Origin of the sequence: Rhizobium sp. K102 (assembly GCF_022385315.1) — a bacterium.
Taxonomy (GTDB): Bacteria; Pseudomonadota; Alphaproteobacteria; order Rhizobiales; family Rhizobiaceae; genus Rhizobium; species Rhizobium croatiense.
Map to the genome: position 1 here is coordinate 568,912 of NZ_CP092436.1, position 25,505 is coordinate 594,416.

The 25,505-nt window shown below is 62.0% G+C and carries 34 protein-coding genes and 1 tRNA gene; 25 read left to right on the forward strand and 10 right to left on the reverse strand.

Annotated elements, in window-relative coordinates; genetic code table 11:
* Nucleotides 1–99: 99 nt before the first annotated feature.
* From MHI61_RS08680 to MHI61_RS08705, 6 genes are all read left to right on the forward strand, one after another.
* Complete coding sequence (locus MHI61_RS08680; RefSeq protein WP_197486857.1) at nt 100–261, forward strand: hypothetical protein; 162 nt, start codon at nt 100–102, stop codon at nt 259–261.
* Complete coding sequence (locus MHI61_RS08685; protein WP_239791680.1) at nt 258–1,043, forward strand: APH(3')-II family aminoglycoside O-phosphotransferase; 786 nt, start codon at nt 258–260, stop codon at nt 1,041–1,043. Before MHI61_RS08680 ends, MHI61_RS08685 begins: the two co-directional genes overlap by 4 nt.
* A gap of 87 nt (nt 1,044–1,130) precedes the next feature.
* Complete coding sequence (locus MHI61_RS08690; RefSeq protein ID WP_239791681.1) at nt 1,131–1,934, forward strand: AraC family transcriptional regulator; 804 nt, start codon at nt 1,131–1,133, stop codon at nt 1,932–1,934.
* 570 nt (nt 1,935–2,504) lie between these two features.
* Nucleotides 2,505–3,404 (forward strand): DMT family transporter, encoded by a 900-nt coding sequence (locus MHI61_RS08695; protein ID WP_239791682.1) that lies wholly within the window; start codon nt 2,505–2,507, stop codon nt 3,402–3,404.
* 3 nt (nt 3,405–3,407) lie between these two features.
* Nucleotides 3,408–4,100, forward strand: a complete 693-nt coding sequence (locus MHI61_RS08700; RefSeq protein ID WP_239791683.1) for a phenylalanine--tRNA ligase beta subunit-related protein — start codon at nt 3,408–3,410, stop codon at nt 4,098–4,100.
* A 94-nt stretch (nt 4,101–4,194) separates the two neighbouring features.
* Nucleotides 4,195–4,593, forward strand: a complete 399-nt coding sequence (locus MHI61_RS08705) for a DUF427 domain-containing protein (RefSeq protein ID WP_239791684.1) — start codon at nt 4,195–4,197, stop codon at nt 4,591–4,593.
* A gap of 18 nt (nt 4,594–4,611) precedes the next feature.
* Here the strand turns inward: MHI61_RS08705 and MHI61_RS08710 are convergent, their stop codons facing one another.
* Nucleotides 4,612–4,857: a hypothetical protein gene (locus MHI61_RS08710; protein WP_239791685.1), complete on the reverse strand. Its 246-nt coding sequence runs from the start codon at nt 4,855–4,857 to the stop codon at nt 4,612–4,614.
* Nucleotides 4,858–5,024: 167 nt separating this feature from the next.
* On the opposite strand from MHI61_RS08710, the gene MHI61_RS08715 reads away from it, so the two are divergent.
* From MHI61_RS08715 to MHI61_RS08735, 5 genes are all read left to right on the forward strand, one after another.
* Nucleotides 5,025–5,699: a DUF922 domain-containing protein gene (locus MHI61_RS08715; RefSeq protein ID WP_239792809.1), complete on the forward strand. Its 675-nt coding sequence runs from the start codon at nt 5,025–5,027 to the stop codon at nt 5,697–5,699.
* 198 nt (nt 5,700–5,897) lie between these two features.
* Nucleotides 5,898–6,251 carry a DUF1428 family protein gene (locus MHI61_RS08720; RefSeq protein WP_239791686.1) on the forward strand — a complete coding sequence of 118 codons (354 nt, stop codon included), beginning with the start codon at nt 5,898–5,900 and terminating at the stop codon, nt 6,249–6,251.
* A 92-nt stretch (nt 6,252–6,343) separates the two neighbouring features.
* Nucleotides 6,344–6,766, forward strand: a complete 423-nt coding sequence (locus tag MHI61_RS08725; RefSeq protein WP_239791687.1) for a secondary thiamine-phosphate synthase enzyme YjbQ — start codon at nt 6,344–6,346, stop codon at nt 6,764–6,766.
* A gap of 179 nt (nt 6,767–6,945) precedes the next feature.
* The gene (locus MHI61_RS08730; protein WP_038690266.1) at nt 6,946–7,251 is read left to right on the forward strand and encodes a hypothetical protein; all 306 of its coding nucleotides are present in this window, start codon (nt 6,946–6,948) and stop codon (nt 7,249–7,251) included.
* 232 nt (nt 7,252–7,483) lie between these two features.
* Nucleotides 7,484–7,825: a hypothetical protein gene (locus tag MHI61_RS08735; protein WP_239791688.1), complete on the forward strand. Its 342-nt coding sequence runs from the start codon at nt 7,484–7,486 to the stop codon at nt 7,823–7,825.
* 479 nt (nt 7,826–8,304) lie between these two features.
* On the opposite strand, the gene MHI61_RS08740 is transcribed toward MHI61_RS08735, so the two are convergent.
* A complete protein-coding gene (locus tag MHI61_RS08740; RefSeq protein WP_239791689.1) occupies nt 8,305–9,042 on the reverse strand; it encodes an SIMPL domain-containing protein in 738 nt (245 codons plus the stop codon).
* 481 nt (nt 9,043–9,523) lie between these two features.
* Between MHI61_RS08740 and MHI61_RS08745 the strand changes: the two genes are divergently transcribed.
* From MHI61_RS08745 to MHI61_RS08755, 3 genes are all read left to right on the forward strand, one after another.
* Nucleotides 9,524–9,778: a hypothetical protein gene (locus MHI61_RS08745; protein WP_239792925.1), complete on the forward strand. Its 255-nt coding sequence runs from the start codon at nt 9,524–9,526 to the stop codon at nt 9,776–9,778.
* A gap of 145 nt (nt 9,779–9,923) precedes the next feature.
* Entirely contained in the window at nt 9,924–10,118 is a 195-nt protein-coding gene (locus MHI61_RS08750) for a hypothetical protein (RefSeq protein ID WP_096763347.1), read from the forward strand.
* A 180-nt stretch (nt 10,119–10,298) separates the two neighbouring features.
* Nucleotides 10,299–10,679, forward strand: a complete 381-nt coding sequence (locus MHI61_RS08755) for a hypothetical protein (RefSeq protein ID WP_239791690.1) — start codon at nt 10,299–10,301, stop codon at nt 10,677–10,679.
* 1,370 nt (nt 10,680–12,049) lie between these two features.
* Here the strand turns inward: MHI61_RS08755 and MHI61_RS08760 are convergent.
* A tRNA-Ile gene (locus MHI61_RS08760) sits at nt 12,050–12,125 on the reverse strand.
* A gap of 220 nt (nt 12,126–12,345) precedes the next feature.
* Between MHI61_RS08760 and MHI61_RS08765 the strand changes: the two genes are divergently transcribed.
* Complete coding sequence (locus MHI61_RS08765) at nt 12,346–12,714, forward strand: response regulator (RefSeq protein WP_239791691.1); 369 nt, start codon at nt 12,346–12,348, stop codon at nt 12,712–12,714.
* A gap of 95 nt (nt 12,715–12,809) precedes the next feature.
* Here the strand turns inward: MHI61_RS08765 and MHI61_RS08770 are convergent, their stop codons facing one another.
* The 3 genes from MHI61_RS08770 to MHI61_RS08780 all read right to left on the reverse strand — a co-directional run bounded on the left by MHI61_RS08770 (nt 12,810) and on the right by MHI61_RS08780 (nt 14,610).
* Nucleotides 12,810–13,001, reverse strand: coding sequence for a hypothetical protein (locus MHI61_RS08770; protein WP_239791692.1), 192 nt, complete (start codon nt 12,999–13,001; stop codon nt 12,810–12,812).
* On the reverse strand, nt 12,998–13,663 hold the full coding sequence (locus tag MHI61_RS08775; RefSeq protein WP_239791693.1) for an acyl-homoserine-lactone synthase: 666 nt from the start codon (nt 13,661–13,663) through the stop codon (nt 12,998–13,000). The genes MHI61_RS08770 and MHI61_RS08775 overlap by 4 nt, the downstream gene beginning before the upstream one ends.
* A gap of 221 nt (nt 13,664–13,884) precedes the next feature.
* Nucleotides 13,885–14,610, reverse strand: a complete 726-nt coding sequence (locus MHI61_RS08780) for a LuxR family transcriptional regulator (RefSeq protein WP_239791694.1) — start codon at nt 14,608–14,610, stop codon at nt 13,885–13,887.
* A gap of 121 nt (nt 14,611–14,731) precedes the next feature.
* Between MHI61_RS08780 and MHI61_RS08785 the strand changes: the two genes are divergently transcribed.
* A complete protein-coding gene (locus MHI61_RS08785) occupies nt 14,732–14,926 on the forward strand; it encodes a hypothetical protein (protein ID WP_239791695.1) in 195 nt (64 codons plus the stop codon).
* A gap of 816 nt (nt 14,927–15,742) precedes the next feature.
* Here the strand turns inward: MHI61_RS08785 and MHI61_RS08790 are convergent.
* The 3 genes from MHI61_RS08790 to MHI61_RS08800 all read right to left on the reverse strand — a co-directional run bounded on the left by MHI61_RS08790 (nt 15,743) and on the right by MHI61_RS08800 (nt 16,682).
* On the reverse strand, nt 15,743–16,039 hold the full coding sequence (locus MHI61_RS08790) for a GIY-YIG nuclease family protein (RefSeq protein WP_037140358.1): 297 nt from the start codon (nt 16,037–16,039) through the stop codon (nt 15,743–15,745).
* A 171-nt stretch (nt 16,040–16,210) separates the two neighbouring features.
* Nucleotides 16,211–16,450, reverse strand: a complete 240-nt coding sequence (locus MHI61_RS08795; RefSeq protein ID WP_239791696.1) for a DUF2934 domain-containing protein — start codon at nt 16,448–16,450, stop codon at nt 16,211–16,213.
* Nucleotides 16,451–16,475: 25 nt separating this feature from the next.
* A complete protein-coding gene (locus tag MHI61_RS08800; protein ID WP_222139263.1) occupies nt 16,476–16,682 on the reverse strand; it encodes a hypothetical protein in 207 nt (68 codons plus the stop codon).
* Nucleotides 16,683–17,043: 361 nt separating this feature from the next.
* Between MHI61_RS08800 and MHI61_RS08805 the strand changes: the two genes are divergently transcribed.
* A complete protein-coding gene (locus tag MHI61_RS08805) occupies nt 17,044–17,427 on the forward strand; it encodes a hypothetical protein (protein WP_239791697.1) in 384 nt (127 codons plus the stop codon).
* 230 nt (nt 17,428–17,657) lie between these two features.
* Nucleotides 17,658–18,071 (forward strand): DUF4174 domain-containing protein, encoded by a 414-nt coding sequence (locus MHI61_RS08810; protein ID WP_239791698.1) that lies wholly within the window; start codon nt 17,658–17,660, stop codon nt 18,069–18,071.
* 33 nt (nt 18,072–18,104) lie between these two features.
* On the opposite strand, the gene MHI61_RS08815 is transcribed toward MHI61_RS08810, so the two are convergent.
* A complete protein-coding gene (locus MHI61_RS08815) occupies nt 18,105–18,815 on the reverse strand; it encodes a GntR family transcriptional regulator (RefSeq protein ID WP_239791699.1) in 711 nt (236 codons plus the stop codon).
* Nucleotides 18,816–19,084: 269 nt separating this feature from the next.
* On the opposite strand from MHI61_RS08815, the gene MHI61_RS08820 reads away from it, so the two are divergent.
* From MHI61_RS08820 to MHI61_RS08850, 7 genes are all read left to right on the forward strand, one after another.
* Entirely contained in the window at nt 19,085–20,173 is a 1,089-nt protein-coding gene (locus MHI61_RS08820; RefSeq protein WP_239791700.1) for an ABC transporter ATP-binding protein, read from the forward strand.
* 45 nt (nt 20,174–20,218) lie between these two features.
* The gene (locus MHI61_RS08825) at nt 20,219–21,517 is read left to right on the forward strand and encodes a PotD/PotF family extracellular solute-binding protein (RefSeq protein WP_239791701.1); all 1,299 of its coding nucleotides are present in this window, start codon (nt 20,219–20,221) and stop codon (nt 21,515–21,517) included.
* 292 nt (nt 21,518–21,809) lie between these two features.
* A complete protein-coding gene (locus tag MHI61_RS08830; RefSeq protein ID WP_239791702.1) occupies nt 21,810–22,715 on the forward strand; it encodes an ABC transporter permease in 906 nt (301 codons plus the stop codon).
* A gap of 1 nt (nt 22,716) precedes the next feature.
* The gene (locus MHI61_RS08835) at nt 22,717–23,538 is read left to right on the forward strand and encodes an ABC transporter permease (protein ID WP_239791703.1); all 822 of its coding nucleotides are present in this window, start codon (nt 22,717–22,719) and stop codon (nt 23,536–23,538) included.
* A gap of 1 nt (nt 23,539) precedes the next feature.
* Nucleotides 23,540–24,283 carry an aspartate/glutamate racemase family protein gene (locus tag MHI61_RS08840; protein WP_239791704.1) on the forward strand — a complete coding sequence of 248 codons (744 nt, stop codon included), beginning with the start codon at nt 23,540–23,542 and terminating at the stop codon, nt 24,281–24,283.
* Between the two features lie 2 nt (nt 24,284–24,285).
* Nucleotides 24,286–24,897, forward strand: a complete 612-nt coding sequence (locus tag MHI61_RS08845) for a flavin reductase family protein (RefSeq protein ID WP_239791705.1) — start codon at nt 24,286–24,288, stop codon at nt 24,895–24,897.
* An 89-nt stretch (nt 24,898–24,986) separates the two neighbouring features.
* Entirely contained in the window at nt 24,987–25,481 is a 495-nt protein-coding gene (locus MHI61_RS08850; RefSeq protein WP_097664915.1) for a heme-degrading domain-containing protein, read from the forward strand.
* The last annotated feature ends 24 nt before the right edge of the window (nt 25,482–25,505 follow it).

The window sequence follows — 25,505 nt, forward strand, 5'->3', positions numbered from 1 at the left end:
TCGATATGGAATGTACGCTCCCGCAGCCAGCCACAGGCAAGCAACCGCATCTAGCCTCTCCCTATGGCCGTGATGGTACGGTGAAGAAGGGACAATGATATGTCGAACGAGATCGAGCAGTTTTTGGAGCGCCAGGACGAAGCCGTCAGCGCGCTGTTCCTGGAAAACAAGGGTGACGAGCTGACCGATATTCTGGTGGCGGCGCTCGAAGAGGCTTTCGAGATCCTGCTCGAAGCAGCACCCGCCGAAACACTGCATTGACATTTCCCAAGACATTGCCGGCAGCGCTTGGCGAGCGGCTCTCCGGTTACCGGTTTGAACGCGATGCGCTCGGCCGTTCCGCGGCAAGCGTCTTCCGGCTGGAAGGCGAGGGTCTGCCGGCCCTCTATCTGAAGGTCGAGGCGGCGGGGCCGTTCGGCGAGCTTGCCGAGGAAGCCGCCCGGCTCGGCTGGCTCAAGGCCGCCGGCCTGCCGTGTCCCGATATGATTGCGCGGGAAAGCGACGGCGAGCGCGACTGGCTGCTGATCGGCGCCCTGCCGGGAACCGATCTCGCCAGCGCATCGGCGCTGACGCCGCTGGCGCGTGTCGAATTGCTGGCTGCCGCACTTGCCGATCTCCATCACCTGCCGATCGCCTCCTGCCCGTTCGATCATCGTCTGGAAAAGCGCCTGCCGGCCGCAAGGGCGCGCATGCAGGCCCGGATCGTCGACGAGACCGATTTCGACGAGACGCGGCTCGGAAAGAGCGCCGAAACATTGTTTGCCGAACTCGAAGGCCGGCGGCCGGACCGTGAGGATCTCGTCGTTACCCATGGCGATGCCTGCCTGCCCAATTTCGTCGCCTCCGGCGGCCAATTCTCCGGCTATATCGATTGCAGCCGCCTCGGCGTCGCCGACCGCTATCAGGATATTGCGCTCGCTTGCCGCAGCATCGCCGATAATTTCGGTGCGGCGCTGGTGCAACCCTTCCTCGATCGTTACGGGCTGACGGCGCCGGATCCGGCGCGCCTCGATTATTACCAGCTGCTCGACGAGTTCTTCTGACGCTTCAAAGACGCGTGGCGCTTGCCAAGCGTTGCGCTCGCTCCATCCGGCTGGCAAGATGGCCGGCATCGGATCTGCGGACGGATGATGGCGAAAAATCAGTTCAGGATGTTGCGCTCGGCGCTGGCCGGCGTCGAGGCGGTAGAAGCGGCAACGCATCACAGTTTCAGCAGGCACACGCATGAGCAGTTCGGCATTGGCCTCGTCTCGTCAGGGGCGCAGAAGTCGCTCAGCGGGCGCGGCATGGTCGAGGCTGCGGCCGGCGATATCATCACCGTCAATCCCAACGAGGTGCATGACGGCGCGCCGATCGGCGCAGGCAGATCGTGGCGCATCCTCTATTTCGATCCCGAGATCGTCGCCAGCCTGTCGCCGGACATCGGCGAGGGCGGGGCAGGGCGGCAGGAAATCCCCCATCCGGTCATCCGCAATGCGGCGATCGCCGCCCGCTTCGAGATGCTGTTTGGCGCGGTCACCGGTGGCGGAGCCGACGGGCTGCTCTCAGAGCAACTGCTGCTGCAGCTCGTCGCCGATGTCATGCGGGAACGGCGCGATCGCCAGGAGCGGCCAGCAGTGCCGGCCTCCATCCGCGCGGCGCGGGATCTGATCGACGACGATCCTCTTGCCGCCGTCTCGCTTGCCGATCTCTCACGGGAAAGCGGCCTCAGCCGCTTCCAGGTGCTGCGCGGCTTCGCCAAGGCGACGGGGTTGACGCCGCATGCCTATCTCCTCCAAGCGCGCATCCATCGCGCCCGCCGGCTGATCGCTCAGGGCACGCCGCTTGCGGAAGCCGCCTTTGCCAGCGGTTTTGCCGATCAGAGCCACATGACGCGCGTCTTCGTGCGCAAATACGGCCTGTCGCCGCGGCTCTATGCCGGCGCCTTTCTCTGAGCGGCGCCGCGAGCTTCGCCACCGGGATGCCCCGATCCGTGTCCAAGGCCGAGCCACCCGCCTCGTCCTTCGAGGCCCCTGCGGGGCACCTCAGGATGAGGCTCTCTTTAAGGCCGCGTTCTCCTTCAAGACCGCTGCGGAGCACCTGAGGATGAAGCTCTCTTGAAGGCCGTGCATCCTCCTGCCGTCCACGGTTAAAAGCGCGGTACCCTCCAACGCCCCTCGTCCTGAGGTGCGTAGCCCCGTGAGGGCGAAGCCTCGAAGGGCACGCTCAACGCTGCTTCTTGCATTCGTCGAACTCCTTCGAGGCCCCTTGCAGGCACCTCAGGATCAGGGCTGATCGTGTGTGCCGCGGGCTGCCGACCTCTCTCCAGCCTCATCCTGAGGTGCCCCAAAGGGGCCTCGAAGGACGGGGCTGGCCGAGGCGCCGCATCCTCCAGCGATGCGGATTCTGCCGTGAGAGCTGACCCACCCGCCGCGCTTTAGTTCTTTGTTTTATCCCCTGCAATTTCGTTCAAGACCGCAACCGGGTCCTGCTGTTTCCTCGGCGCATCCAATCGGAGATGCGGAATGTCGAGACAGGTTCAAGGTTACATCTATCTGACGCTGGCCATGCTGACGGTCGGAAGCACGGTCATTGCGAGCAAGCTCATCGCCGCCGGACTGCCGCCGTTTACGGCCACCGCCTTGCGCTTCGCGCTCGCTTTCCCGGTCCTTCTCGTGCTGATGCGGGCAACCGGCGTGCGGCTGCCGAAGCTCTCCCGCCGGGACCGCCTCATTCTCCTCATCCAGGCCGGGGCCGGCAGCGTCGGCTATACGACGCTGCTGATCTCCGGCCTCAGCCTGACCTCGGCGGCCGATGCCGGGGTCATCATCGGCACGCTGCCGGTGGTCTCGGCGGCAATTTCCATCCTGGTGCTCGGCGAGCGGCCGCAGCCCGCCCTGCTTCTCGCCGTGGCGCTGGCGACCGCCGGGGTGGTTTCGATCGCCTTCACGCCGGATGCGGCCGGCGGGTCGCTCGCCGGCAATACGCTGATCCTGCTGGCGGTCGTCTGCGAGGGGCTGTTCATCCTGCTGAACAAGCGGCTGACCGCCGATATTCCGCCGCTTGCCCAGTCGACGCTGATGACCGGTATCGGCTTTGTCGTCGCCGTCATCCCAGCTGTCTTCGAGGCGCCTTCGGCCCAGGGCTTTTCCGCAAGCGCTGCGGCCGCCGTCGTCTATTATGCGCTGGTGCCGACCGTCGCCGGCTTCCTGCTCTGGTATGCGGGGGCCGAAAGGGTGAGCGGCACGGAAGCCTCGCTTTTTACCGCGCTCGCGCCGATGTCCGCCGTCCTGCTCGCCTTCGCCACCCTCGGCGAGCCGGTCGGCTTCAGCCAGCTTGCCGGTATTGCCTGCGTGCTTGCGGCGGTGCTCGGGCTCGGCCTGGCTGGAAATCGCACCGCAACCCAACCGACCGAGGGGAGATAGGCCATGCGTTTCAACCATTCCGCCGCCCTGTGGCAGGCCTTTCCCGAGCTTCGCGCCGGCGCGCTCCATGCCACCGGCATCGATGCCGATGTGGACGTCGAGGCGGCGATAACAAGCTTCGGGGCGATTGCCGAGGTCCGGCTTGCCGGCGCCCAGGAAGGCGAATTTCCGGAGATCCAGGCCTGGCGGCGCGGCTTTTCCCGCATGGGGCTGAAGCCGACGCAATATCGCTCGGCCTCCGAAGCGCTGCTGCGCCGCTTCCGCCAGGAGCACGCACTGCCGCGCCTGCATCCGCTCGTCGATCTCTGCAATGCGGTCTCGCTCGCCTTCGCCATTCCCATTGCCGTCTTCGATGTCGAAAAGATCGCCGGCGATCTCGAGGTCCGGCCGGCGACGGGTGACGAGACCTATCTGACCTTCGGCGGCGGCATCGAACATCCCGAGCCGAACGAGGTGATCTTCGCCGACGGCAAGGCGAGGGCGCATGCGCGGCGCTGGACCAACCGGCAGAGCGGGCTTTCGGCGGTGCGCCAGACCACCCGGTCGGTGCTGATCGTTGCCGAGGCGCTGCATGCTTCGGCCGAGGCGGATATCGGCAGGCTGGTGGCAACGCTCGCGGATCAGCTGGCGAAGGCCTGGCCGGCAGCGCCGAAAGCGGCGCTGCTCAGCGAAGCATCGCCGCGTTTCGAATTCTGAAGCGGATCGCGCTCGGGACAGAGCGTTCGCACCTTGGGCCGGCGGCATGCCCGCCCTATCTTCCCGGGATCGATCGCTTCTGGAGACGAACCGCATGTCAGATAAATCGATCAAGATCCCCGGGCCGGATCACCCGATCACAGTCGAGCACAATCCCTGCCGCGTCGTCGTCACGCTCGGCGGCAGGACGGTCGCCGACAGCCGCGACGCGCTGACGCTGCGCGAAGCCTCCTATCCGCCGGTGCAATATATTCCGCGCAAGGATGTCGACATGTCGCTGCTGCAGCGCACCGACCACCGCACGCATTGCCCCTATAAGGGCAACGCCGCCTATTACAGCATCATTCCGGGCGGCGAACGCGCCGAGAATGCCGTCTGGACCTACGAGGCGCCGAATGCCGCCGTCAGCAACATCAAGGGCCATCTCGCCTTTTATGCCGACCGCGTCGACAGCATCGAGGAAATGGCCTCTCCCGAAGCCGGCACCTTCTGAGGCGGCCGACGCCAGCCGTTATCGCCGGACGTCGAGCCATTCATTGCTGAAGACGAGGCTGGCAACCGTGACCGGGTCGCCCCTTTCGTCGCGGACGGTGACGGCGATCGTCATGCGATCACCTGAGGGCAGTTCGTCGCGGGCCACATCCAGCAGGATGCGGGTCACCTCTTTTGGAATGTCCTCACGCGATTTCAGCTCGGTGCCGTGCTCGTCGCGCGTTGGACCTTCCCCGTTGTGCAGATCGAAATAGTAGCGAGCCATGTTCTTTCCTGCGCGTCAGAGGGGAAATCTCCGATGAAGACAATTGTTCCCAGGCTAGCCATTGATTCCTATGGAAAATACTCGCGGGATTGACATGCTCCGGCCGTCTTGCTGCCGACCTTTTGAAGCCGCGATGTGTTTGACCAAGGCAGGACATTGCATTGCCGATGCATGATGCGTTGAAAGCTTCGACCGCTCTCGTTAGGGTCGCGCCAAAACATTGTTCGGCGGGGGCGCGCGTGAGGGCAAAATTCATATCTTGCATGTTGGCGGCGGTTTTCGCCTCGCTGCCGGCGGCAGCACCGGCCGAGGGATGGCAGGCGGTGGAAGAGGTGCGGCCCTATGCGATCTCGGGCACCTCGGGTGCTGCGCTCTACGAATCGATCGGCGAGCACGGGCCGAAGGCCGGGGTCACCGGCCGGGTGATCGCGCATACGACGTTCAAGCTCACCTGGACGCGGAAATACGAACCGCAGGGCAGCGCCTGCGTGATCACGACCAACAAGCCGAAACTCATCATCACCTATACGCTGCCCAAGCCCTCGGCCGCGCTGCCGCCGGCCGTCAAAACCAGCTGGGAAGGTTTCATATCGGGCGTTGCGGCGCATGAGCGGGTGCATGGCGAGACCATCAAGGAGATGGTCAGGGAAATCGAAGCGACGAGCATCGGCCTGACCGCTGCCGACGACCCCAACTGCAAGAAGATCAGGGTCGAACTGACGCGGCGCCTCGGCGAGATCTCCGCACGGCAGCGCCAGCGCGGCCGCGACTTCGACAAGGTCGAAATGGGCGATGGCGGCAATATCCAGCAGCTCATCCTCAAGCTGGTGAACGGGCCGTGACTGCCTGTTAAGCCCGCCTGCCGCTTTACCCTGGACCTGCCCCGCTTACCTCCTATCTCTCCCGCTAATGCATGTCGCCCGGAAGTGTGCAGCGGTTCCGGGACAACGACATGCATAAAAACAAAGGGTTAAAAGCGCGTCGCATGAATCAAATTTGATGCGACGCGCTTTAACGAGGATGGATCCAGGAGACGTGCAATGTCCTATGTCGATGGTTTCGTCGTGGCAGTGCCGAGGGAGAATATCGAGGCCTACAAGAAATTCTCGACCTTCGCCGGCTCGCTGTGGAAGGAATATGGCGCGCTCGAATATGTCGAATGCATCGGCGACGACGTGCCCTATGGCGAGCTGACCTCCTTTCCCCGCGCCGTGCAGGCCAAGGAGGACGAGGTGGTGGTTTTCTCCTGGATCACCTATCGGTCCCGGCAGGAGCGCGACGATATCAATGCCAAGGTGATGGCCGATCCGCGGCTCAAGGGCGATCGATGGCAGATGCCGTTCGACGGCAAGCGGATGATCTATGGCGGTTTCGAGACGCTGCTGAAGCTCTGACACCGGCGCCGTCACTTGCCGAGCCAGGCATTGACTCGGCCGTCATGGCGCGCCAACTCGCGGGAGAAATCATTGCGAGACGGAGAGCGCCCGTGCCCCAGGCAATCCTCACCTTGGCCACCCGCGGCCAGGGCCTTTACGAATTCACCGACCAGGCCGAAGCCTTCGTCGGCGCCTCCGGGCGGGAGGAGGGGCTTCTCACCGTCTTCGTGCGCCACACCTCCTGCTCGCTGCTGATCCAGGAAAATGCCGATCCGGATGTGCGCAGCGACCTTCTTTCCTTCTTCCGCCGCCTCGTGCCGCCGGCCTCCGATCCGTCGATGGGCTGGGTCGTGCACAGGGCCGAAGGGCCTGACGATATGCCGGCCCATATCAAGGCGGCGCTGACGCAGGTGTCGATCGGCATTCCCGTCGCGCGCGGCCGGTTGATGCTCGGCACCTGGCAGGGCATCTACCTCTTCGAACATCGCGACCGACCGCACCGGCGCGAGATCGTGCTGCATCTCGGTTCCTGAGAGAAAGCGGCGCCGGACGCCAATGACCGCTCGACCCCATCGGGCAAAAAACGCTCATCTTCTTGTGAATGCAAACTGAATGGCCGGTTCGAACGCCATTCAGCTTGCAGCGTTTACTGTCGAGACAATCCCCTCAGGGAGAGGTTGAAAAAACAAAGACCAATCGACGGAGACAGCTGATGACGCATTTCCTCACCAAGGCTTGCCTTGCCGCAGTGCTTGCCCTTTCCTCCATTCCGGCGACGATCTCCACGGCCGCTGCCGCCGGGCCGCAGACGAGTTTCATCGTCGAGGCGCAATATCATCGCCCGATCCGCGGCTGCTCGCCGATGCATGCGGTGCGCAAGGCGCGGGACTTCGGCCTGCGCAGAGCCCATATCACCCGCATGTCGCCGCGCGTCGTCGTCGTTGCCGGGCGTGACCGCCGCGGCTGGGACAGGATGGTCTTCGCCAATGTCCGCGGCTGCCCGCTGATCCGCCGCTGACGAACCGGTCCGAACGGGCTGCAGCGTCCTTTGTCTGTTTCAAAAAGACACGCGGCGCATTGCGAACCCGGCCGGCAAGCGCTGATACGAGGCTTGCCGGCCGTTTTGCCTTGACGGCGACACTTTCAGCCGTCTCTTCTCTGCTCTGTATAAGTGATTCCCGGAGATGCCTCAGGCGTGATGGGGGGACGGCGGCTTGGCCGCACCGACTTTGAAAACGAAAGGTTTTTCGATGATGCAGTTTCTGGCAAAGGCGGGTCTTGCCGCCATGCTGATAACAGGCACCCTTGCCAGCACGGCCGCCCCGGCCGCTGCGCAGTTCAGTATCATTATCGGCGATCCGGAGCGTGAGCCGCCGCGCGATTACCGCCGTCCGCCTCCGGGCTTCGATCGCCGGCCGCGCGGCTGTGATCCCAGGCTCGCCGAAGATCTCGCCCGCGATTACGGCCTCCGCCGCGCCCGCGTCGTCGACATCACCCCGCGCCGCGTCATCGTCCAGGGCTGGACCCGCCGCGGCCCCGACGAAATGAGCTTCGGCAACGTCCGCGGCTGCCCGCCGCTGCGCCGCCGCTGATATTAGGCAGAATACCGCCTCGTCTCCCCAATGCGGCGGCTACTGCATAATTCCTTAGATCGGAATCGATCCAAGGATAAAATTATGCAGCAATTGAAAGTGTTGCAGCGTCCTTTGCACGTCTGAAAGACGTGCGGCGCTGCAAGTACCGCCTTTGCCAGTCTCCCCGATCGGCAAGGGCGGTTTTCTTTTTGTGGAATGCCTTTGCGCGCGGTAGACCCCTCCCCACAAGGGGGAGGGGCTAACTTGCTGCACCGCTTCGCATAATTCCATCGGAGCAATTCGTGGAACGCTAACAGCCAGAAAGACGTCTCTTTTTGAGGGCCGTCGCGGGCCGCAGCTAGCCCCTCCCCCTTGTGGGGAGGGGTTGGGGAGGGGTCTTGGCAGGCCACCAGGCCGAACATGTCGAAAGGGCAACTGACCGACCTCATCAACGGTCTGAATGCCGCACGTCGGAAAGGACGCGCGGCGCCTTCATTTCACCGCTCGATCGCAAACGTCACCGTGACGCTGACATGGTAGGTGGTCTCGCCGCCCTGGACGGGAACGGCCGCGTCGGCTTCCTTCATCATCGTGGCGCGATAGGCCGGCTGCGGCAGCGGGCGCGGCTCATTCTCGTTGATCTCGATGACACGACCGAGCTTGACGCCGGCCGCTTCGCTGAGCGTCTTCGCCTTCTTGACCGCCTCGGCGACGGCGTTCTTGCGCGCCTCTTCGATCGCTGCATCCGGCTTGTCGTTGGTGAACTGGATCTCGCCGCCCTGGTTGATGCCGAGCGTGACGGACTGGTCGATTACTTGGCCGAGCTTGGCGAGATCGCGCAGCCTGACGGTGATGGAATTGATGGTCTGGTAGCCGATCAGCTGCGGCTGCTGCTGCTGGCCGTCGACCGGCTGCGGATAGTTATATTGCGGCTGGATGGAAAAGCCGGAAGTCTGCAGATCGCGCTCGGCGATGCCGCCGCTCTTCAGCGCGCCGAGCACGTCTTTCATCGCCTTGTTGTTCTCATCGAGCGCTTCGCGGGCGGTTTTCGCCTGCTTGACGACGGAAAGCGTGACGACGGCCATGTCGGGCGCCATGGACGATTCGCCATCCCCCGTCACCGAGATCACCGCTTCGCGCGGCTTCGCCTCCTGCGCCGATGCAGGCGCTGCGGCCGCCAGCGGCAAGGCCAGAAGGGCAGTCATCAGAACAGTCTTGGACAGGTTCGGCGCCATGTTTCATTCCCTAGTTGTCGTTTCCCGGATGAACGTTCTGTCGGTTGATTGTGAAGCTATTGCGGCGGAAGGGAGGGGCAGGGACGCATGGAGAGAAATAATGTGCGGGTGCGGAGTGGAGCTGGAATTGTGCGCGACGGTAAGCAACGGAGAAGGTGTGCCGCGCCGGCATTCACCGCGCAGACGCGCGGTGGCTGGATTCCTGTCAATCGCGTCTCCCACCCTCCGTCATACTCGGGCTTGACCCGAGTATCCATGCCGCACGCACCTTGCTCAAGTTGCCGGGCTGCGATCGCCATTGTCGGTGCGAACGCCAAAGCAGTGCTTGGGGCTATGGTTCCTCGGGTCAAGCCCGAGGACGACGAAGGGTGGGGAGCTTGTGTGGCTAGGACCGCAACTGCGTGGTGGAGCGCATTCTTTCCTGCGGTTCTTACTTCGCTATCCCTGGCAAGGCCTTACATCATCCGGAACCGGATTTGCCGTGACCGCGGAAGAATGCAGCGCTGAATTAAGCGCCGAAATCATCCATGAAAGAGGGATGGATGGCAGGCTTGCGCTCTTCGCGGGCTTCGCGAAAACGCTGGGGAACCGCCCCGAGACCGGTCACGAAACGGGACAGGAGATTGCGGTTGAAAAGTTTCTGTATGGCACTCATGGCATTTCACTCATTCTTTTTTTGTTAGCCGGCAGCATATATTTTGCCCAAGCTGCCGTCGCAATGGGCAATTTTGCATGACAGTTATGTGACAGTGGATGATCACATTGGCGTTAGAAGAGCCCGTCGGGGCCAATCCGCCACCATAAATCCTCGGCGGCTGCCGACGTGGCGTGGTAGACTGGGCGCTTGGGCTAAAGCCAAGCCCTCCGAAGGAGAAGCTCAGATGAACCGCTTTTTCGCACTTGTCGCGACCGGAACGCTGATCAGCCTTGCCACGATCACTTCGGCCTGCACTTCGTCCCCTGACCTCGATCAGACGTCGTCGATCAACGGCGGTTACTATCAGGAAAGTCGCCCGCTTAATCCGGCTTGCACGGATGGGTTCAGGCCGAGCGATGGGCGTTCTTGCAGTTATTAGGATGGCTTTGCCTGCCACGGCCTTGGCGGACCGCGCATTCAACATGCGAATCGGAACGGCGACCCGTCGCATGGCCGTACCGTTTCAGGGGTGATTGGTAACGACGAGTGCAATTTTAGGTAAATGTATCAGCCAGAGTTAATCGCCTCATGCGATGCGTAGTGGATCATGGAGGATTTGATGATCGCTACCCGTTTTTGTGCTGCCGCTACCGTCTTTACCTTCGCCGTAACCGGCGCTTTTGCCCAAACCGCACTCCCACGAAATGGGGCGATACCCGAGGGGTATATCACGGTTCAGTCAAGCATCGCGCTGTCGCTGCCCTTTGATCAGAGCGTTCCGGTGGACGAGCAGGTCCAAAAAGCCCAGAAGGCGCTATACGACATTGCGTCGAGGAACTGCTCAGTCGTCGTCGAGACAATCGCGGATGATTGCAAAATCACCGGGATCACCAACAACGTCGACATGCAACGCGGCAACAACCGCGACGGTTTCATTTCTGTCCGTGGCCAGATCAGCATGGTGATCAAGCTCAAACCTTCGATGCAAGGTTCGAAATAGACGGTCGCGAGCGCCGAGTCGGCGCGGTCGGCCGATTTGATCTGCCTGAGTCCTATCGCCCACGGTCATTTCGGCCTGCACGCCGTCCGGCAGCGCCGGTCAGAGAGGTCGCGCGGAGGCTTAGCTAAGCGCCGTATTGGGCCACTCCCGCCGCGCACGTGAAACTCGTGGGATTGACAGCCAATTCATCTGCACCGCCGTGGTCATCCTTGACTGCCGCGAAAATTGACTACCGGGCCAAGAACCAACGGCGAACCATTCTTCAAGTGCCTTAAAAGACAAAATGGTGGAACCGGAGGGACTCGAACCCCAACCAAGCGGTTATGAGCCGCCGGCTCTAACCATTGAGCTACGGGCCCTGACTCCGGTGGCCGGCTTTGCTCCTGAAGCGGACGATGCGATAACGCGCTTTGCCGGCTGGGTCAGGCCACGCCTTGCTCGAGGGGTGCCGCCAGAGCGCTAATGGTGACCCGGCTCTGGAGATGTCGGCTTTCACGGGACAGGGCTCGCAATTCTGGCGGACCGGCGACGACGAAGCCGAAATGATCCGCTGGCTGACCTAGGGCAAGAAGACCTTTGTGGCTACCTGAGATGCGGTACATTTGAACTCGGGCCAAGCAGCGCTGGTTCGCGCCTTGAGGGGCTTCATGCCAGGCGCCAAGGGTTTGACCTATGCCGCTTTGCCATCTAACGTCTAGCTGAGGACGAGGGCAGTCAGCATGTTTCGAACATTGCTCGAGCGGGATCAGCTGGCTCTAACTGGTCTACCGGTTGTCGGTGAGATTTACGTCTTCGTGATGGAGGCACTAGGCGGCCGAATAGGCGAATTGGTTGCGACGGACGCTCGGCCGGCGATGAGCCGGGCGACACTATCTGAGGGTATCGCGAGTTCGACGGGACAGCCTCGATCCCACAGTGGGTACGACAGCAGACATTTAAGTCACTGCTAATTCTCCCATATATCACGCTGCGCCGGCGTAGCGGCGTGCTCCTGCGTGACGGATGGTGCGGTGGAGCCGCCGCACTTCTTACTCAACGGAAGCCGAAGAAGCTCAGGATAGCGAGCACGATGACTACGGCGCCGACGAGCCAGATTATGTTATTCACGTGAAATCTCCTTCAAAATGGAACGAGTCAGGCTGCAAGCACATAATGTCTAGCGGCAGCTCAGGTTCCAATTCCCATTACCTGGCAAGCCTCCTCTCGCGACAGGTAGTCCTGCGCCGATTCCTCCTGATCCCGCCGTAGAGCTCGATCGGGTAGGAGATTGTTCCAGCGTCGCCGCAATTTGTTTCACCTAATTTACGAGGAGGTGCAGATATGAGGTTGATGTGGGTTGGATTTGGCGTCCGGCTACAGGCAAACTAGAATGGTGGGCCCGGAGGGACTCGAACCCCCAACCAAGCGGTTATGAGCCGCCGGCTCTAACCATTGAGCTACAGGCCCTGACGCCGGTGGTGGGCGCCGTGGCGCCGAAGATCGGCACCGTGATGCCGGGGCAATGGTTCCCGCAGCATCGGTTCGCTCTAGCCCAAATTGCAGGGAGCTACAAGCGGGCAAGGCAACATCTGTGGATGATGTATATATCACGGGCAAAAGCACTGGAACCTTGCCGCGCGGGGTACACTTATTCGAATCAGATTCCGCATGAAAAGGGCGTTTGCAGATGGTGGCTTCGAACAGTGCCGTGGTGCTCATCGTGGAGGATGAGCCGCTGATCCGGTTCAATATCCTCGATGTGCTGGAGGATGTCGGGCACGTGGCGCTGGAGGCGGCGAATGCCGATGAGGCGATGGTGGTGCTGAAGGGCCGGCAGGATGTCGATATCCTGTTCACCGACGTCAATATGGCCGGGTCGATGGACGGCATCCAGCTTGCCAAGCGGGTGAGGGCGATGCGGCCGAATATCGGCATCATCATCACCTCGGGCATGGTGCGGCTCGATCCGATGGCGCTGCCCGCCAACGCAGCCTTCCTGCCGAAACCCTATATGCACGATACGCTGATTACGACGATCAATTCCTTGATGACGTGATTCGCGCAGCCGCAAAACGGGGACAGGTTTTGCGGCTGCGCGCGAGGCGCCGGGAGTCATGCTCCTCTTCAGGCGGGGCGGAGGGAACCGCACCCTCAGCGGAAGCTGCTCTTCAGCGCCTCGTTCTCGTGATGGGCCTTCTTCTCGTAGATCGTAAACAGCGCCATCGAGAGCAGATAGGAGAGGAAGGGATCTCCTATCTGCGTGGCGATGTCGCGGGATGCGAGCACGTGGCGCTCCAACGCGCTGATATCTTTCTGCATTGCGGTTTCAACGAGGCGGTTCATGCTGCCATCTCCAGGAATTGCGTCACGACCGAGCGGGCCGGAACATGTCTGACATAAAGGGGTAGGGTCAGGCCGAGGGCGGCGCGCATCCTGCGCAGCACGCGATCCGACACTTCGAAGGCGCCGCAGCACACGGGGTACTTACCGTAGCCGTCTGCGCGGCCGAGTTCTTCCACTTCGGCGCCTGCGCGTTTGTAGACGCGCTTGAGGTAGGGTTCGTAGTTGGAAATCATCGTATGGATGCCGTGGTCGAGCGCGCATTCGCACAGCGCGAGCAGCATCATCGAAAAGGCGCGGCCGGCATCGATATTGGGGAAATCCTTGGCGATCGCCTCTTCGTCGATGCACATGCGCGTGCCCTCCCAGATGCCGGGGGCGACGAGCTCGGCGGCCGCGGGAAACGTCTCGCGGAAGACGTCGTAGAGCAGGGTCGGGCCGGTCGTCGGCATCAGGCGCATGCCGCCGTAAAGGCGCGTGCGGCTCTCGTTGCACCAGACGAGATAGGCCGGGGCGAGCGCATCATAGCTGTCGCGTTCGTAAGGACCGACGACGGGAACGTCCCAGCCGAGCGTGTCCGCGAAGACCTTCTTGCGCAGGCGGAACATCTGGTCGAGTACGGCAGCGTATTTCTGATACTCATGTGCCTGAATGATAACGAACATTTTGCCCTCCAGCGTTTGCAGTTCGTGGAAGGCACAATGGTTCAGGCGGGCCACATCGGAAATTCCCTCAGATGGGCCCCCCCAGATGGGGGGATTAGCCCAAAAGTATCAGGATTGGGGTTAGGCCCTGCGCAAGCAAGGCGCTGAAGCGCGGCAACGCTTCAGCGCCTGGAATCTAGCTTGCGAAAACAGGGGTGTGGATCGAGGAAAACGGAAATGCGCTATGGGTTGATGATGCGCAGCTGCACCGCCCGTGAGGCGGCCGCCGAAATCGTGGCACAGCCGAGCTTGAAGCGGGCGGTCTTCAGGTAGTCGCGGGTGGTGTGCTCCGAAATGCCCAATATCACCGAGATATCCTTGTAATCCTTGCCGAGCGCGGTCCAGTGCAGGCACTCGATCTCGCGCGGCGACAATGTCGGCACCGGGTCGTTCTCGCCATGCAGCTCATAGACGGCTTTGCGGTGGATCAAATGGGCGATCTCGATCCATTCGTTGCGGTAGCGGCGCACGAGTTCGGCCCATTCCTCGGCCGGGATGCGGCCGTTCATCGACAGCAGCGCGCGGCGCTGCGCCTTGTCGGCGACGGGGATGGAATAGCCGTTGCCGCCGATGCCGTGCTTCTGGGCGTCGACCAGCATGGCATAGGCCTCCGGCGTCGGCTCGACCTCGCTCCAGTCGAAGGGCAGCTGGCGTTCGAAACCCTGCTTGACGATCGGATCGACCTTCACATAGCTGTTCAGGAGATAGCGGGAGACCCAGGCATCCGGATAGGTTGTGCGCACGAAGGGGAAATCGATCTTGCTCGCGATGGTCTGGGCGAGATGGTAGGTGACGAAATCGAGGCCGTATTCCGCCTGGAGAATACGGATGGCGGCATCCACATTGGGCGCAGCCTTGATCTGTTCGAAAGCGGGTTCGAACTTGTCGCTGTAAGTATTCTCGATCATTTCCATCGTCCCAATTGCTTCAATCTTACCGTGAGGATCGTCTAAAATACAAGGCATCCCCACATATGCGGGAGTGACAATCCGGGCACCACCTGCTAGCGCCTTCATAAGGAGGCCTCATATGCACAGCACGAGACCATTCGAGATTGCCGAATGCCAACAGGCCGCCAAAGGCCTGAAATCCAGCTGGCAGGACATGGCAGGTTCCGAAGCCTTGATCCGCGCCCTCGTTGCCGAACGCAACGGCGACAGTCCGCTGGCGCTGTTCTGGACCGAGGTTCATCGGGCGCTTTGCCAGGAACACAAGGCTTTCTGACAGGTTTGCCCCGGCGGACGATTTCAGTCTTTTCCCCGATATGAACAGCATCGCCTGGCATCGAAACCGCCCCCCGGCGAGATGAAACCCGCGCTCCGCCCATGAGTCGGTTTTCATTCCTACCCGTTTCCGATTTTGCAAAGAGGGTGTCGAGCGGCAATGTCGCGGGCGGGGAGGGGGATAGCGCTTATCCCCCGTCTTTGTGCCAATATGCTTGATGAAACGTTTCGAGCGGGAACAGTTGGCGTTCCCGCAAGCGGCTGCACTGTGCCATTACTGACACTTCCTGGCTAAAGAGCGAGATTTCCATCGGTCGGCTTGGAAAGCATTACTCCGCGAGAGCGGCGCTCGTTACGCTCTCCCCGCCCGCCGGTGAGACAGGTTGGGCCCTCTCTCCACCCTCTGGTTGCACAGGCCGCACTCTCTCTCCGCCCTCATCCTGAGGTGCCTCGCAGGGGCCTCGGAGAACGAGCCACCGTGTCTACTCCGGCAATGGATAAGCTTAAAGCGCCGAGCCACCCGCCCCCGTCCTTCGAGGCTCCGGCCTTCGGCCTACGCACCTCAGGATGAGGGCTGATTGTGGTGCCGTGTGGCTGGAGTCTGACGCTGGGCCGTGTGGCAGGCGGGTTGATCGAAGCGCCATGGCTGGAGCTCTGGCTTGCCGCTCCGTTGAGGCAGGCCGCGCCCTCTCTCCGCCCTCCGGTAAGGCCCGCCGCATTCGCCCTCCGCCTCCGGGTGAGGCAGGTCGCGCTCTCTCTCCGCCCTCATCCTGAGGTGCCCCGCAGGGGCCTCGAAGGACGAGGGTCGGCCACCCCCTCACTCAGCCCTGACCGGTCCGCGTTTCGACAGTTCCGGCAAGGCCTCGTAATCCAGGGCAATCAACGCCTCCTTCTTGCGGCGTGACCAGCCCTTGATCTGCCGCTCGCGGGCGATGGCGTCGATGATGCGGTCATAGGTTTCGGTGAAGACGAGTTCGACGGGGAGGCGCTTGGCGGTGTAGCCGTCATAGGTTCCGGCATTGTGCTCCCAGACACGCGCCTCGATCTCCTGCTTGGTGAGGCCGGTATAGTATGAGCCGTCGCTGCAGCGGAGGATGTAGACGGTGACTTCCATGACGGCAGGCTAGCCTCTCTCCGCCCTCATCCTGAGGTGCCCCGCAGGGGCCTCGAAGGGCGAGGTCGGCCACCGGCGTCTGCTCCGGCAATAAATGTGGGTTGAAGCGCCCAGCCACGCGCTGGTCGTGGTGCCGTGTGGCTGGGCTGATTGTTAAATCGTATGGCCGGCTCAACCGACCTTTGTCGAAGGATTGATCCAATCCTGGCGCGGCAGTTCCGGCCGTGGCGGCTTCGGGCGGAATTTCACCAGCACCTCGCGGCCGTCGATCGAGGCCTGCGTGCGTTCCAGCGCGTCGCGCTCGTAAACCGCCTGGCGCCAGTGTTCGTCGTCCCGGCCGTCAGGGCGCCCCTGTTCTTCCCAGATCGCGTAAGCCCGCTTGCTGATCCATTCGTGGCGTCTGTCGCTCATCTGTCGGTTCCGTTCGTGAAAAGCGTTATTGGGCAATTCTGTCCGGCAGAACGGGCGCGCGGCGCTTGGCTGCCATCAGCAAATCGAGTTCGATCGAGGAAGGCCCGAAACGGGTGAACAGGCTTTCGGCCTGCTCCCTGCGCAGGCCATATTTGGAGGCGAATTCGTCAAGACTATAGGGGCGGCCGCGCAGGACCCTGGCCCGCCGCTCCGGTTCACGGATTTGCGTCATTGGTGGTAACCCCATCTGCTTTTGCGAAGTGTGAGAACAAAACAGATTACAGCCGCAAAAGTTCCGTGATTTTTCTCGGTTTTTTCGGCCTTTTGAACCATTCCGGAACGCCAGGGCGCGGCTGGCATGGATTTTCAAGAATGGCGTGTGGTGAGAAAATTTCGCCTAAAACATGCAGGAATTTCATACCGTTAAGCAAACGGCTTCCGTTTCGGCGGAGAAATGGGCTTTATCCCTAGCGCGTTACTCTATAGAATCAATCGTGTTATTCGGTCTGCGAGGGGCAAAAAGCTGCGTTCCCCGCGTCGAAGCCGACCGATCCAGGAGGACTTTGGCTTCAATCCATCAAGAGGAGACAGACATGATGAATGCCCTGCCGCCACTTCACGACGGCCACGCGCCGTTTACCCTCCAGCAGCTGTTCCGCGAAGCACTTTACGCATTCGAGGAATGGGATATTGAATTGACCGAACCGATCGTGACCCACGAAGGACGTGTCATCCCGATCAGCTTCGTTTTCGAAGCCATGCGCGAATGCACCGACATCGTGCCGATGAATATCGTCGGCGCTGTCACTGAGCGGCTGACCAAGCCGTGGGAAGGCGAAGGTCCGCTCGATCAGATGACCTTCTCGACGGCGGCACGCGTCATGCGCGTGCTGGTGCGCAAACGTCTTCTCGCCAACGGCACGGCGGATCTCGTCGCCGTTTCGGCGCATGCGGCCGAAGACCAAAGCCGCGACTGACAGGAAAGGGATCGCCGCAAGATCGCGACACGCTTTAGGGCTGCGATCCTTTTCTGGTTCGGCGGAACCTCCCTTATTCCCAGCCGTTTATTTCCATATTCCCAATTCGCACCGGATTGGGAATTATTCAGTCATTCAGCGCGTTACTGCGTTCTCTGCGCGTCTTCGCGCAGGCGCTGGAATGCGACAGACACAGCCCGTAGCAAGATGACGGGCGAGGAATAACCACCATGCTGAAATCCATTGTTCAAGAAATCATCGGCACACCGCGGCGTGAGGCGGAACTTCCGCAATCGCTCGAACAGTTTCGCGACAACAAGCGGGTGCTGATCATCTTCGCCGATGCGCAGGACGATCGCGCGGTGATCCAAGACGAATGGTTGCGCAATGCCCATATGCGTCTCATCGAGGAAGACGTCGAAGTGTTCATCATCGCCGGCGGCGGCGCCTTCTCGCTGTTCGACGATGCCTGGGAGCTTGATGCCGACGATGTGAGAGAGCGGCTGCAGGGGCCGCCGTCGGGCGAGTTCGGGCTGATCCTGATCGGCCGCGACGGAACGGTGAAGCTGCGCTCCAGCGAGCCGCGCACGGCCGAGGAGATTTTCGAGGCCCTGGACAGCCTGCCGAAGACGACGCCCTGGTGACTGCGGCGCGGCAAAGGCAGCGGCGCGCTCCCGTCAGAGTTCGAAAGCTTCCTTGAGGCCGAGGCTCTTGCGTTCGCGCAGATCGAGATCGGCCTCGATATGCGCGATGTGATGCAGCATCAGCTGGCAGGCGCGGTCGAGATCGTCGTTTTCGATCGCCGCGATGATGTCGCCATGTTCGGAATGGCCGCAGCTTGAGGCCGTCGACTGGCCGTAAAGCGCGATCACCAGTGACGAGCGGGCGACAAGCTCCTCCATGAAGCGCTGCATGATCGCATTGCCGGAGATTTCCGCCAGCATCAGATGGAAATCGCCTGACGCCTTGATCTCGGCGCGCCGCGCCGTCTGGCCGCGCTCGCTCATCAGCCGGCCTTCCTCCAGCAGAAGCTGTCTTAACTGGCTGATGTCGCCGGGCGTGATCCTCGCTGCCGCCTCGCGCAATATGCCCGGCTCGACCAGGCGGCGGGCGGCAAAGATCTGGCGGGCCTCGTCGGGAGAGGGATAGGCGACGAAGGCGCCGCGGTTCTTCTCGACGCTGACGAGACCCTCATAGGAGAGCGCCTGGAGGGCGGCGCGGGCAAGCGTGCGGCTGACGTTGAAGAGATTGCCGACATCGCTTTCGGAAAGCTTGGTGCCGGGGGAAAGCCTGCGCTCGACGATCGCCACGCGAATGGCGTCGCGGATCTGCTGCGCGCCGGTTTCGGCGGAGTCTTCGGCCTGTTGAGCCTTGACGGCGGATTTCATGAAATTTTGTTCCCTGATGACGGGCAAACCATATCCGGCTTCGCGGCAAAAGTTAAACGGAATTTGTGACCGAAGTGGCGGCGAAATTGTATACACTTTTTTGCGTAAATTGCGAACAATAGCCTAAATGATGTGCAGACGATGCCATGCTCATAATTTGCTCTTGCCGGGATGCTTTCGGTAAGATTGTTGATTTACAATAGTTTGAGCTGCTGAAATCGGATTGGCACGGCAGATGCATCGTCTTCTCCCAAAAAGGGGAAGGCATGATGTCGAAAGCGGCAGAGATCGATCTAGTATCCGTATCGAAGGTCTATGGGGCGACGACTGCCGTCCACGGGATCAGCCTGAAGATTCCGGCCGGCTCCTATTGCTGCTTCCTCGGCCCTTCCGGCTGCGGCAAGACCTCGACGCTGCGCATGATCGCCGGCCATGAGAGCATTTCGTCCGGCGATATCCAACTCGGCAATACTGTTGTCACCGACTTTCCGCCGGCCCGGCGCGGCACGGCGATGATGTTCCAGTCCTATGCGCTGTTCCCGCATCTCGACCTGATCGACAATGTCGCCTTCAGCCTGAAGATGAAGGGCGTCGACAAGGCGGTGCGGCGGGCCAAGGCGCTCGAAATGCTGAAATTGATGCAGATGGAGCCCTATGCCTCCAGGCGCCCGGCCCAGCTTTCCGGCGGCCAGCAGCAGCGTGTGGCGCTGGCACGCGCACTGATCACCGACCCGGAAGCGCTGCTGCTCGACGAGCCGCTGTCGGCGCTCGATCCATTCCTGAAGATCCGTATGCGCGCCGAACTCAAGAAACTGCAGAAGTCGCTCGGCATCACCTTCGTGCACGTCACCCACAGCCAGGAAGAGGCGATGGCGCTTGCCGATATCATGGTCATTATGAATGACGGCCGGATCGAGCAGGCGGCGGCCCCGCGCGAGGTCTTCGAGCGGCCGGCAACCGCCTTCGTCGCCCGCTTCATGGGCGATCACAATGTGCTCACCGGCCGGGTGACATCGAGCGCGGACGGCGTGCTCGTCATGACCGTGCCGGAGGGGCAGAGCTTTTCCGTGCGCGGGACGGGCAGGGAGGCCGGCCAGCCCGTCGATATCGGCATCCGCACTGACCGCGTGCGCTTGCAGGTCGCGACCGAATGGACGCTCGGCTTCAACGGCATCGTCTCCAACGTCGAATATCGCGGCTCTTCGGTGAAGATCACCGTTGTCGGAGCCGGCAGCGACGACTTCACGGTCATATCAGACGATAGCGATTATTTCGCCCGGCCGGTCGCCGTCGGCGAGACCGTCGCGCTCAGCTGGGAACTCGATGACGCCGTGCTTCTCGGCCGCTCTTCCGCATGAACCATCATCAACCAACCTTCCGCGTCAACAAAAAGGGGAACTGACATGACGACTGAAACGACATCGACCAAGGCTGCGAAGGGCCTGTCCCGCCGCACGCTCTTGAAGACGGGTGCCGCCGCCGTCGGCGCCATTGCCGGCTCCGGCGCCATCACCGGCTTTCCCACTATCTGGGCGAAGACGAACATCACGCTTCGCCAGTTCGGCACCGGTGTTTCGAACATCAATGCCATCGCCGAGAAGTGCAAAGCCGATCTCGGCATCACGCTGGAGATGACGGCGACCGATTCCGACGCCGCCGCCCAGCGCGCCGTTACACAGCCCGACAGCTACGACATCGCCGACATCGAATACTGGATCGCCAAGAAGGTGTTTCCATCAGGCGTGCTGCAGCCGATGGATGTCAAGAAGCTCAAATATTACGACAAGATCGTGCCGCTGTTCATCGACGGCAAGATGAAGCCGGATAGCGTCATCGCTCAGGGCACGGCGCCGCATACGGTCGGCTTCGTCGAGGCGCAGGACTCCAAGAAGTTCGCCAAGGAGCCGACGCAGTGGATGACCATGGTTCCGACCATCTACAACGCCGATACGCTCGGCATCCGCCCGGATCTCGTCGGCCGCGACATCACCAGCTGGGCCGACATCATGGACCCGAAGTTCAAGGGCAAGACCTCGATCCTCAACATCCCGTCGATCGGCATCATGGATGCGGCGATGATCATGGAAGCCATGGGCAACATCAAATATGCCGACAAGGGCAACATGACCAAGGAAGAGATCGACAAGACGATCGAATTCCTGATCAAGGCCAAGGGCGACGGCCAGTTCCGCGCCTTCTGGAAGAGCTTCGACGAGTCGGTCAACCTGATGGCCTCGGGCGAAGTCGTCATCCAGTCCATGTGGTCGCCGGCTGTGGCCGCCGTGCGCTCCAAGGGCATCGCCTGCAAGTATCAGCCGCTGAAAGAAGGCTACCGCGCCTGGGGCGGCGGCCTCGGCCTTGCCTCGCACCTCAAGGGCGCCGAGCTCGACGCGGCCTATGAATACATCAACTGGTACACATCCGGCTGGGTCGGCGGCTACCTCAACCGCCAGGGCTACTATTCCGCCTGCATGGAGACCGCCAAGAACTTCATGACGGCAGACGAATGGGGCTACTGGATCGAGGGCAAGCCGGCTCAGGGCGATATCCTGTCGCCGGAAGGCAAGGTGATGGAGAAGGCCGGCGCCGTGCGCGACGGCGGCGCCTTCGAAGCCCGCATGGGTGCTGTGGCCTGCTGGAACTCCGTCATGGACGAAGACCGCTACATGGTCCGCCGCTGGAACGAGTTCATCGCGGCGTAAGGCAACGTCGGCGATTGCCGCTTTCCCCTCCCCAACCCTCCCCACAAGGGGGAGGGAGTCCGGCGAGGGTGCGGCAGATAAACTCCCTCCCCCTTGTGGGGAGGGTTGGGGAGGGGTCTTTTCGAACCTTCCTGTTCGAAAACAAGGTTCGCGGTGGCCGAGGCGCCGCCGCGATTCTCCTTCCACCCTAGGGGGGCCGAAGGAGGGGTCGAGACCTAAGGTGCCGGCAGGCGGATGAGGGGGCTGCACGCGCCTTCGTTCAACCTGACGTAATCAGAACGGAGAACGGGATATGGCAACTATCGCAGTAGACACGGAAGAGGGCGCCCGCCGCAGCCGCTCTTTCCGCCTCTCCCCCTCCGCCATCTCCTATCTCCAGGCGACGCCGCTGATCGCCATTCTCGGCTTCTTCTTCCTGCTGCCGATCGCCATGATCGCGGTCGTCAGCTTCTGGGACTACGACTTCGCCGGCCTCTATCCCGATTTCCTCACCATGAACTACACCGATACGCTCGGGTCGTGGGTGACGTGGAAGACCTATCTCAACACGCTGAAATTCACCGCCATCGTCTGGGCGCTGACGCTCGTCATCGGTTTCTGGGTCGCCTATTTCCTGGCCTTCCACATCCGCAAGACCTCGACGCAGATGATCCTCTTTCTCGTCTGCACCGTGCCGTTCATGACCTCGAACATCATCCGCATGATCTCGTGGATCCCGGTGCTCGGGCGCAACGGCCTCGTCAATTCGACGCTGATCGAAATGGGCGTCATCCCGCAGCCGATCGAGTGGCTGCTCTATTCCGATTTCGCCGTCGTGCTCGCCATGGTGCACCTCTATACGCTGTTCATGGTAACGCCGATCTTCAACACGCTGATGCGCATCGACCGATCGCTGTTCGAGGCGGCGCGCGATGCCGGCGCCTCCGGCTGGCAGGTGCTGTGGAATGTCGTCATTCCGCTTGCCAAACCTGGCATGGCGATCGGCACGATCTTCGTCATCACCCTCGTCATGGCCGATTTTTCGACGGTGCAGGTGATGTCCGGCGGCCAGAGCGCCTCGGTGGCGCTGATGATGAAGAACCAGATGTCGCTGCTGCAATATCCGGCCGCCGCCGCCAATGCCGTGGTGCTGCTTGCCGTGGTGCTGCTGATGGTCGCGGCGATCCTGCGCGTCGTCGATATCCGCAAGGAGCTTTGAGATGAACGACGAAAAACGCGGCCTCGAATTCTATCTGCTGGCGATCTTCTTCGCCGTCTTCGTGCTCTTCCTCTACGGCCCGCTCTCGGCGATCCTCATCCTCTCCTTCCAGGGGCCGGATGGCGGCCTGACCTTCCCGATGAACGGCGTTTCCACCCACTGGTTCTTCAACCTGTTCGAAAAGCAGGCGGTCGGCGATTTCGGTGCCTCTTTCCGCCGCTCCTTCACCCTCGGGCTGATGGTGATGGTCGTGACCGTCACCGTGTCGCTGCTAGCCGGCCTTGCCTTCCGCCGCCGTTTCCGCGGCTCGACCGTGCTGTTCTATGCCACCGTCGCCAGCCTCGTCGTGCCGTCGATCATCGTTTCGCTCGGCATCGGCGTCGTCTTCCAGGAGGGTGGGCTGAAGCCCGCCTGGTATTCCTCGGCCTTCGGCGCGCATCTCACCTGGACGCTGCCCTTCGGCGTGCTGATCATGTTCGCCGTCTTCAACCGCTTCTCGCCGGCCTATGAGGAGGCGGCGCGCGATCTTGGCGCCAGCTCCTGGCAGACCTTCCGCCATGTCGTGCTGCCGATGATCGCGCCGAGCCTGGTTGGTGTCGGCCTGTTCGGTTTCACGCTCTCCTATGACGAATTCGCCCGCACGTTGATGACGTCGGGCACCTACAATACGCTGCCGCTCGAAATCTACGGCATGACGACAAACGTCACGACGCCGGTGCTCTATGCGCTCGGCACGGTCACGACGCTTTTTTCCTTCACCATCATTCTCATTGCGCTCGGCATCATGACCATGCTCAGCCGGAGACAGGCAAAGATCCACTGACATGCGCATCCTCATCGTCAATCCGAACACCACCGCCTCCATGACCGAGAAGGCGGCGATCGCCGCGCGCGCGGTCGCCGCATCCGGCACGGAAATCATCGCCGCCACCGCGCGCATGGGGCCTGTCTCCATCGAGGGCCATTATGACGGGGCGCTGGCGATCCCCGGACTGCTTGTCGAACTGAAGGAACGGCAGGCGGCGGGCTATGATGCGGCTGTCATCGCCTGCTTCGACGATACCGGCCTCGACGCGGCACGCAGCTTCGCCGATGTGCCGATCCTCGGGCTCTGCGAATCCGCCGTCGCAACGGCCGGTTTCCTGGCGCAGCGTTTCACGGTCGTGACGACGCTCGAACGCTCGCGGGTGCTGATCGACAATCTGGTGCGCCGTTACGGCATGGGCGAGCGCGCCAAGGTGCGGGCTTCCGACATTCCGGTGCTGGAGTTGGAGAACGCGGCCTCGGGCGCGATCGGCAAGCTCAGGGCCGAGATCGAGCGGGCGCTCGCCGAAGATGGCGCCGAGGCGATCGTGCTCGGCTGCGCCGGCATGACGGATCTCGCAAGGGAATTGCAGGAAATCTACGGCGTGCCCGTCGTCGACGGTGTCTCGGCCGCCGTCAAGCAAGCCGAGGCGCTGGTCTCGCTTGGGCTTTCCACCAGCAAGCGCGGCTCCTACGCTTCGCCGCTGCCGAAACCCTTCACCGGTGCGATGAGCGCCTTTTCACCGATCCGCTCGGACGGTTGATCATGCCGGTTTCCTTCGATTTCAAGGAACTCACCGAGCGCGAGCGTTACAAGCTGATGATCGGCACGATCATTCCGCGGCCGATCGCGCTGGTGACGACGGTCGATGAGCACGGCCGGATCAATGCCGCGCCCTTCAGCTTCTTCAATTGCCTGTCGGCCGATCCGCCGATCCTGGCGATCGGCGTCGAGAATCATCCCGACATGTCGTTCAAGGACACCGGCCACAATATCCGCATGACCGAGGTTTTTACGGTCAATATCGTCTCCTTCGCCATCGCCGAGGCGATGCACGTCTGCGGTGCTAAGTATCCGCGCGGCGTCGATGAACTGAGAGAAGCCGGCTTGACGGCGCTGCCGGGCGAGAAGGTGGCGTCACCCTATATCGCCGAGGCGCCGGCCGCCTTCGAGTGCCGGCGGCATGTGACGCTTGAGCTTGGCCGCTCGCGGCAGATCATCATGGGCGAGATCGTCTATGCACATTACCGCGACGGCGTCGTCGATCCGGAACGGCTGCATGTCGATCCGGCCGCGATCGATGCCATTGCACGCCTCGGCGGCGATACCTGCGCCACAACACGCGACCGTTTCGAGATGCTGACGCCGAAGCTCTGACATCAGGGCAGGTCCAAGTTTTGCTTTACTTTTTCGCCTCCGGCGAGAATGGTCTGCAACGGATCATTGCGGCAGAGGAGCGCCTTATCATGACACTCGACGACGATCTCAACCGGATCGCGGAGCAGGAAAAAGCGCTGAGCTTCGACGCCTTCGACCTGACGACGGCATGGCAGCTCGGCAAACTGCTGCAGGAACTCGCCACCGAGCGCGGCCTCGGGGTTGCGATCGATGTGACCCTGCATTCGATGCCAGCCTTCTATGCGGCGCTGCCCGGCGTGACGCCCGACAACGTCAACTGGGTTCGCCGCAAGCGCAACATGGTGCTGCGTTATTTCCGCAGCAGCTATGCCTCCGGTCTGAAGCTGAGAAAGGACGGCAAGACCGTCGAGGACAACGGCCTTTCCGGCGACGATTACGCGCCGCATGGCGGCAGTTTTCCGATCAACGTCAAGGGCACCGGCTGCATCGGCGCCGTCACCGTCTCCGGCCTGCCGCAGCGCGACGACCATAATCTGGTGGTCGAGGCCCTGGCGCTGATGCTGGCGAAGGATCTGGATACGCTGCGGCTCGCCCCGCTCTGAGCGGGGCGTTGGCTGCGCCGGCGG

Coding starts and splice junctions, on each gene's coding strand:
- MHI61_RS08775 (WP_239791693.1), bottom strand. CDS start 13,663: ATGTTCGTTATCATTCAGGCACATGAGTATCAGAAATACGCTGCCGTA.
- MHI61_RS08730 (WP_038690266.1), top strand. CDS start 6,946: ATGACGCATTTCCTCACCAAGGCTTGCCTTGCCGCAGTGCTTGCCCTT.
- MHI61_RS08735 (WP_239791688.1), top strand. CDS start 7,484: ATGATGCAGTTTCTGGCAAAGGCGGGTCTTGCCGCCATGCTGATAACA.
- MHI61_RS08710 (WP_239791685.1), bottom strand. CDS start 4,857: ATGGCTCGCTACTATTTCGATCTGCACAACGGGGAAGGTCCAACGCGC.
- MHI61_RS08830 (WP_239791702.1), top strand. CDS start 21,810: ATGGCAACTATCGCAGTAGACACGGAAGAGGGCGCCCGCCGCAGCCGC.
- MHI61_RS08705 (WP_239791684.1), top strand. CDS start 4,195: ATGTCAGATAAATCGATCAAGATCCCCGGGCCGGATCACCCGATCACA.
- MHI61_RS08785 (WP_239791695.1), top strand. CDS start 14,732: ATGCACAGCACGAGACCATTCGAGATTGCCGAATGCCAACAGGCCGCC.
- MHI61_RS08795 (WP_239791696.1), bottom strand. CDS start 16,450: ATGAGCGACAGACGCCACGAATGGATCAGCAAGCGGGCTTACGCGATC.
- MHI61_RS08805 (WP_239791697.1), top strand. CDS start 17,044: ATGATGAATGCCCTGCCGCCACTTCACGACGGCCACGCGCCGTTTACC.
- MHI61_RS08800 (WP_222139263.1), bottom strand. CDS start 16,682: ATGACGCAAATCCGTGAACCGGAGCGGCGGGCCAGGGTCCTGCGCGGC.
- MHI61_RS08765 (WP_239791691.1), top strand. CDS start 12,346: ATGGTGGCTTCGAACAGTGCCGTGGTGCTCATCGTGGAGGATGAGCCG.
- MHI61_RS08810 (WP_239791698.1), top strand. CDS start 17,658: ATGCTGAAATCCATTGTTCAAGAAATCATCGGCACACCGCGGCGTGAG.
- MHI61_RS08700 (WP_239791683.1), top strand. CDS start 3,408: ATGCGTTTCAACCATTCCGCCGCCCTGTGGCAGGCCTTTCCCGAGCTT.
- MHI61_RS08715 (WP_239792809.1), top strand. CDS start 5,025: ATGCATGATGCGTTGAAAGCTTCGACCGCTCTCGTTAGGGTCGCGCCA.
- MHI61_RS08815 (WP_239791699.1), bottom strand. CDS start 18,815: ATGAAATCCGCCGTCAAGGCTCAACAGGCCGAAGACTCCGCCGAAACC.
- MHI61_RS08825 (WP_239791701.1), top strand. CDS start 20,219: ATGACGACTGAAACGACATCGACCAAGGCTGCGAAGGGCCTGTCCCGC.
- MHI61_RS08695 (WP_239791682.1), top strand. CDS start 2,505: ATGTCGAGACAGGTTCAAGGTTACATCTATCTGACGCTGGCCATGCTG.
- MHI61_RS08770 (WP_239791692.1), bottom strand. CDS start 13,001: ATGAACCGCCTCGTTGAAACCGCAATGCAGAAAGATATCAGCGCGTTG.
- MHI61_RS08720 (WP_239791686.1), top strand. CDS start 5,898: ATGTCCTATGTCGATGGTTTCGTCGTGGCAGTGCCGAGGGAGAATATC.
- MHI61_RS08835 (WP_239791703.1), top strand. CDS start 22,717: ATGAACGACGAAAAACGCGGCCTCGAATTCTATCTGCTGGCGATCTTC.
- MHI61_RS08845 (WP_239791705.1), top strand. CDS start 24,286: ATGCCGGTTTCCTTCGATTTCAAGGAACTCACCGAGCGCGAGCGTTAC.
- MHI61_RS08690 (WP_239791681.1), top strand. CDS start 1,131: ATGGCGAAAAATCAGTTCAGGATGTTGCGCTCGGCGCTGGCCGGCGTC.
- MHI61_RS08850 (WP_097664915.1), top strand. CDS start 24,987: ATGACACTCGACGACGATCTCAACCGGATCGCGGAGCAGGAAAAAGCG.
- MHI61_RS08780 (WP_239791694.1), bottom strand. CDS start 14,610: ATGATCGAGAATACTTACAGCGACAAGTTCGAACCCGCTTTCGAACAG.
- MHI61_RS08820 (WP_239791700.1), top strand. CDS start 19,085: ATGTCGAAAGCGGCAGAGATCGATCTAGTATCCGTATCGAAGGTCTAT.
- MHI61_RS08755 (WP_239791690.1), top strand. CDS start 10,299: ATGATCGCTACCCGTTTTTGTGCTGCCGCTACCGTCTTTACCTTCGCC.
- MHI61_RS08840 (WP_239791704.1), top strand. CDS start 23,540: ATGCGCATCCTCATCGTCAATCCGAACACCACCGCCTCCATGACCGAG.
- MHI61_RS08790 (WP_037140358.1), bottom strand. CDS start 16,039: ATGGAAGTCACCGTCTACATCCTCCGCTGCAGCGACGGCTCATACTAT.
- MHI61_RS08680 (WP_197486857.1), top strand. CDS start 100: ATGTCGAACGAGATCGAGCAGTTTTTGGAGCGCCAGGACGAAGCCGTC.
- MHI61_RS08740 (WP_239791689.1), bottom strand. CDS start 9,042: ATGGCGCCGAACCTGTCCAAGACTGTTCTGATGACTGCCCTTCTGGCC.
- MHI61_RS08750 (WP_096763347.1), top strand. CDS start 9,924: ATGAACCGCTTTTTCGCACTTGTCGCGACCGGAACGCTGATCAGCCTT.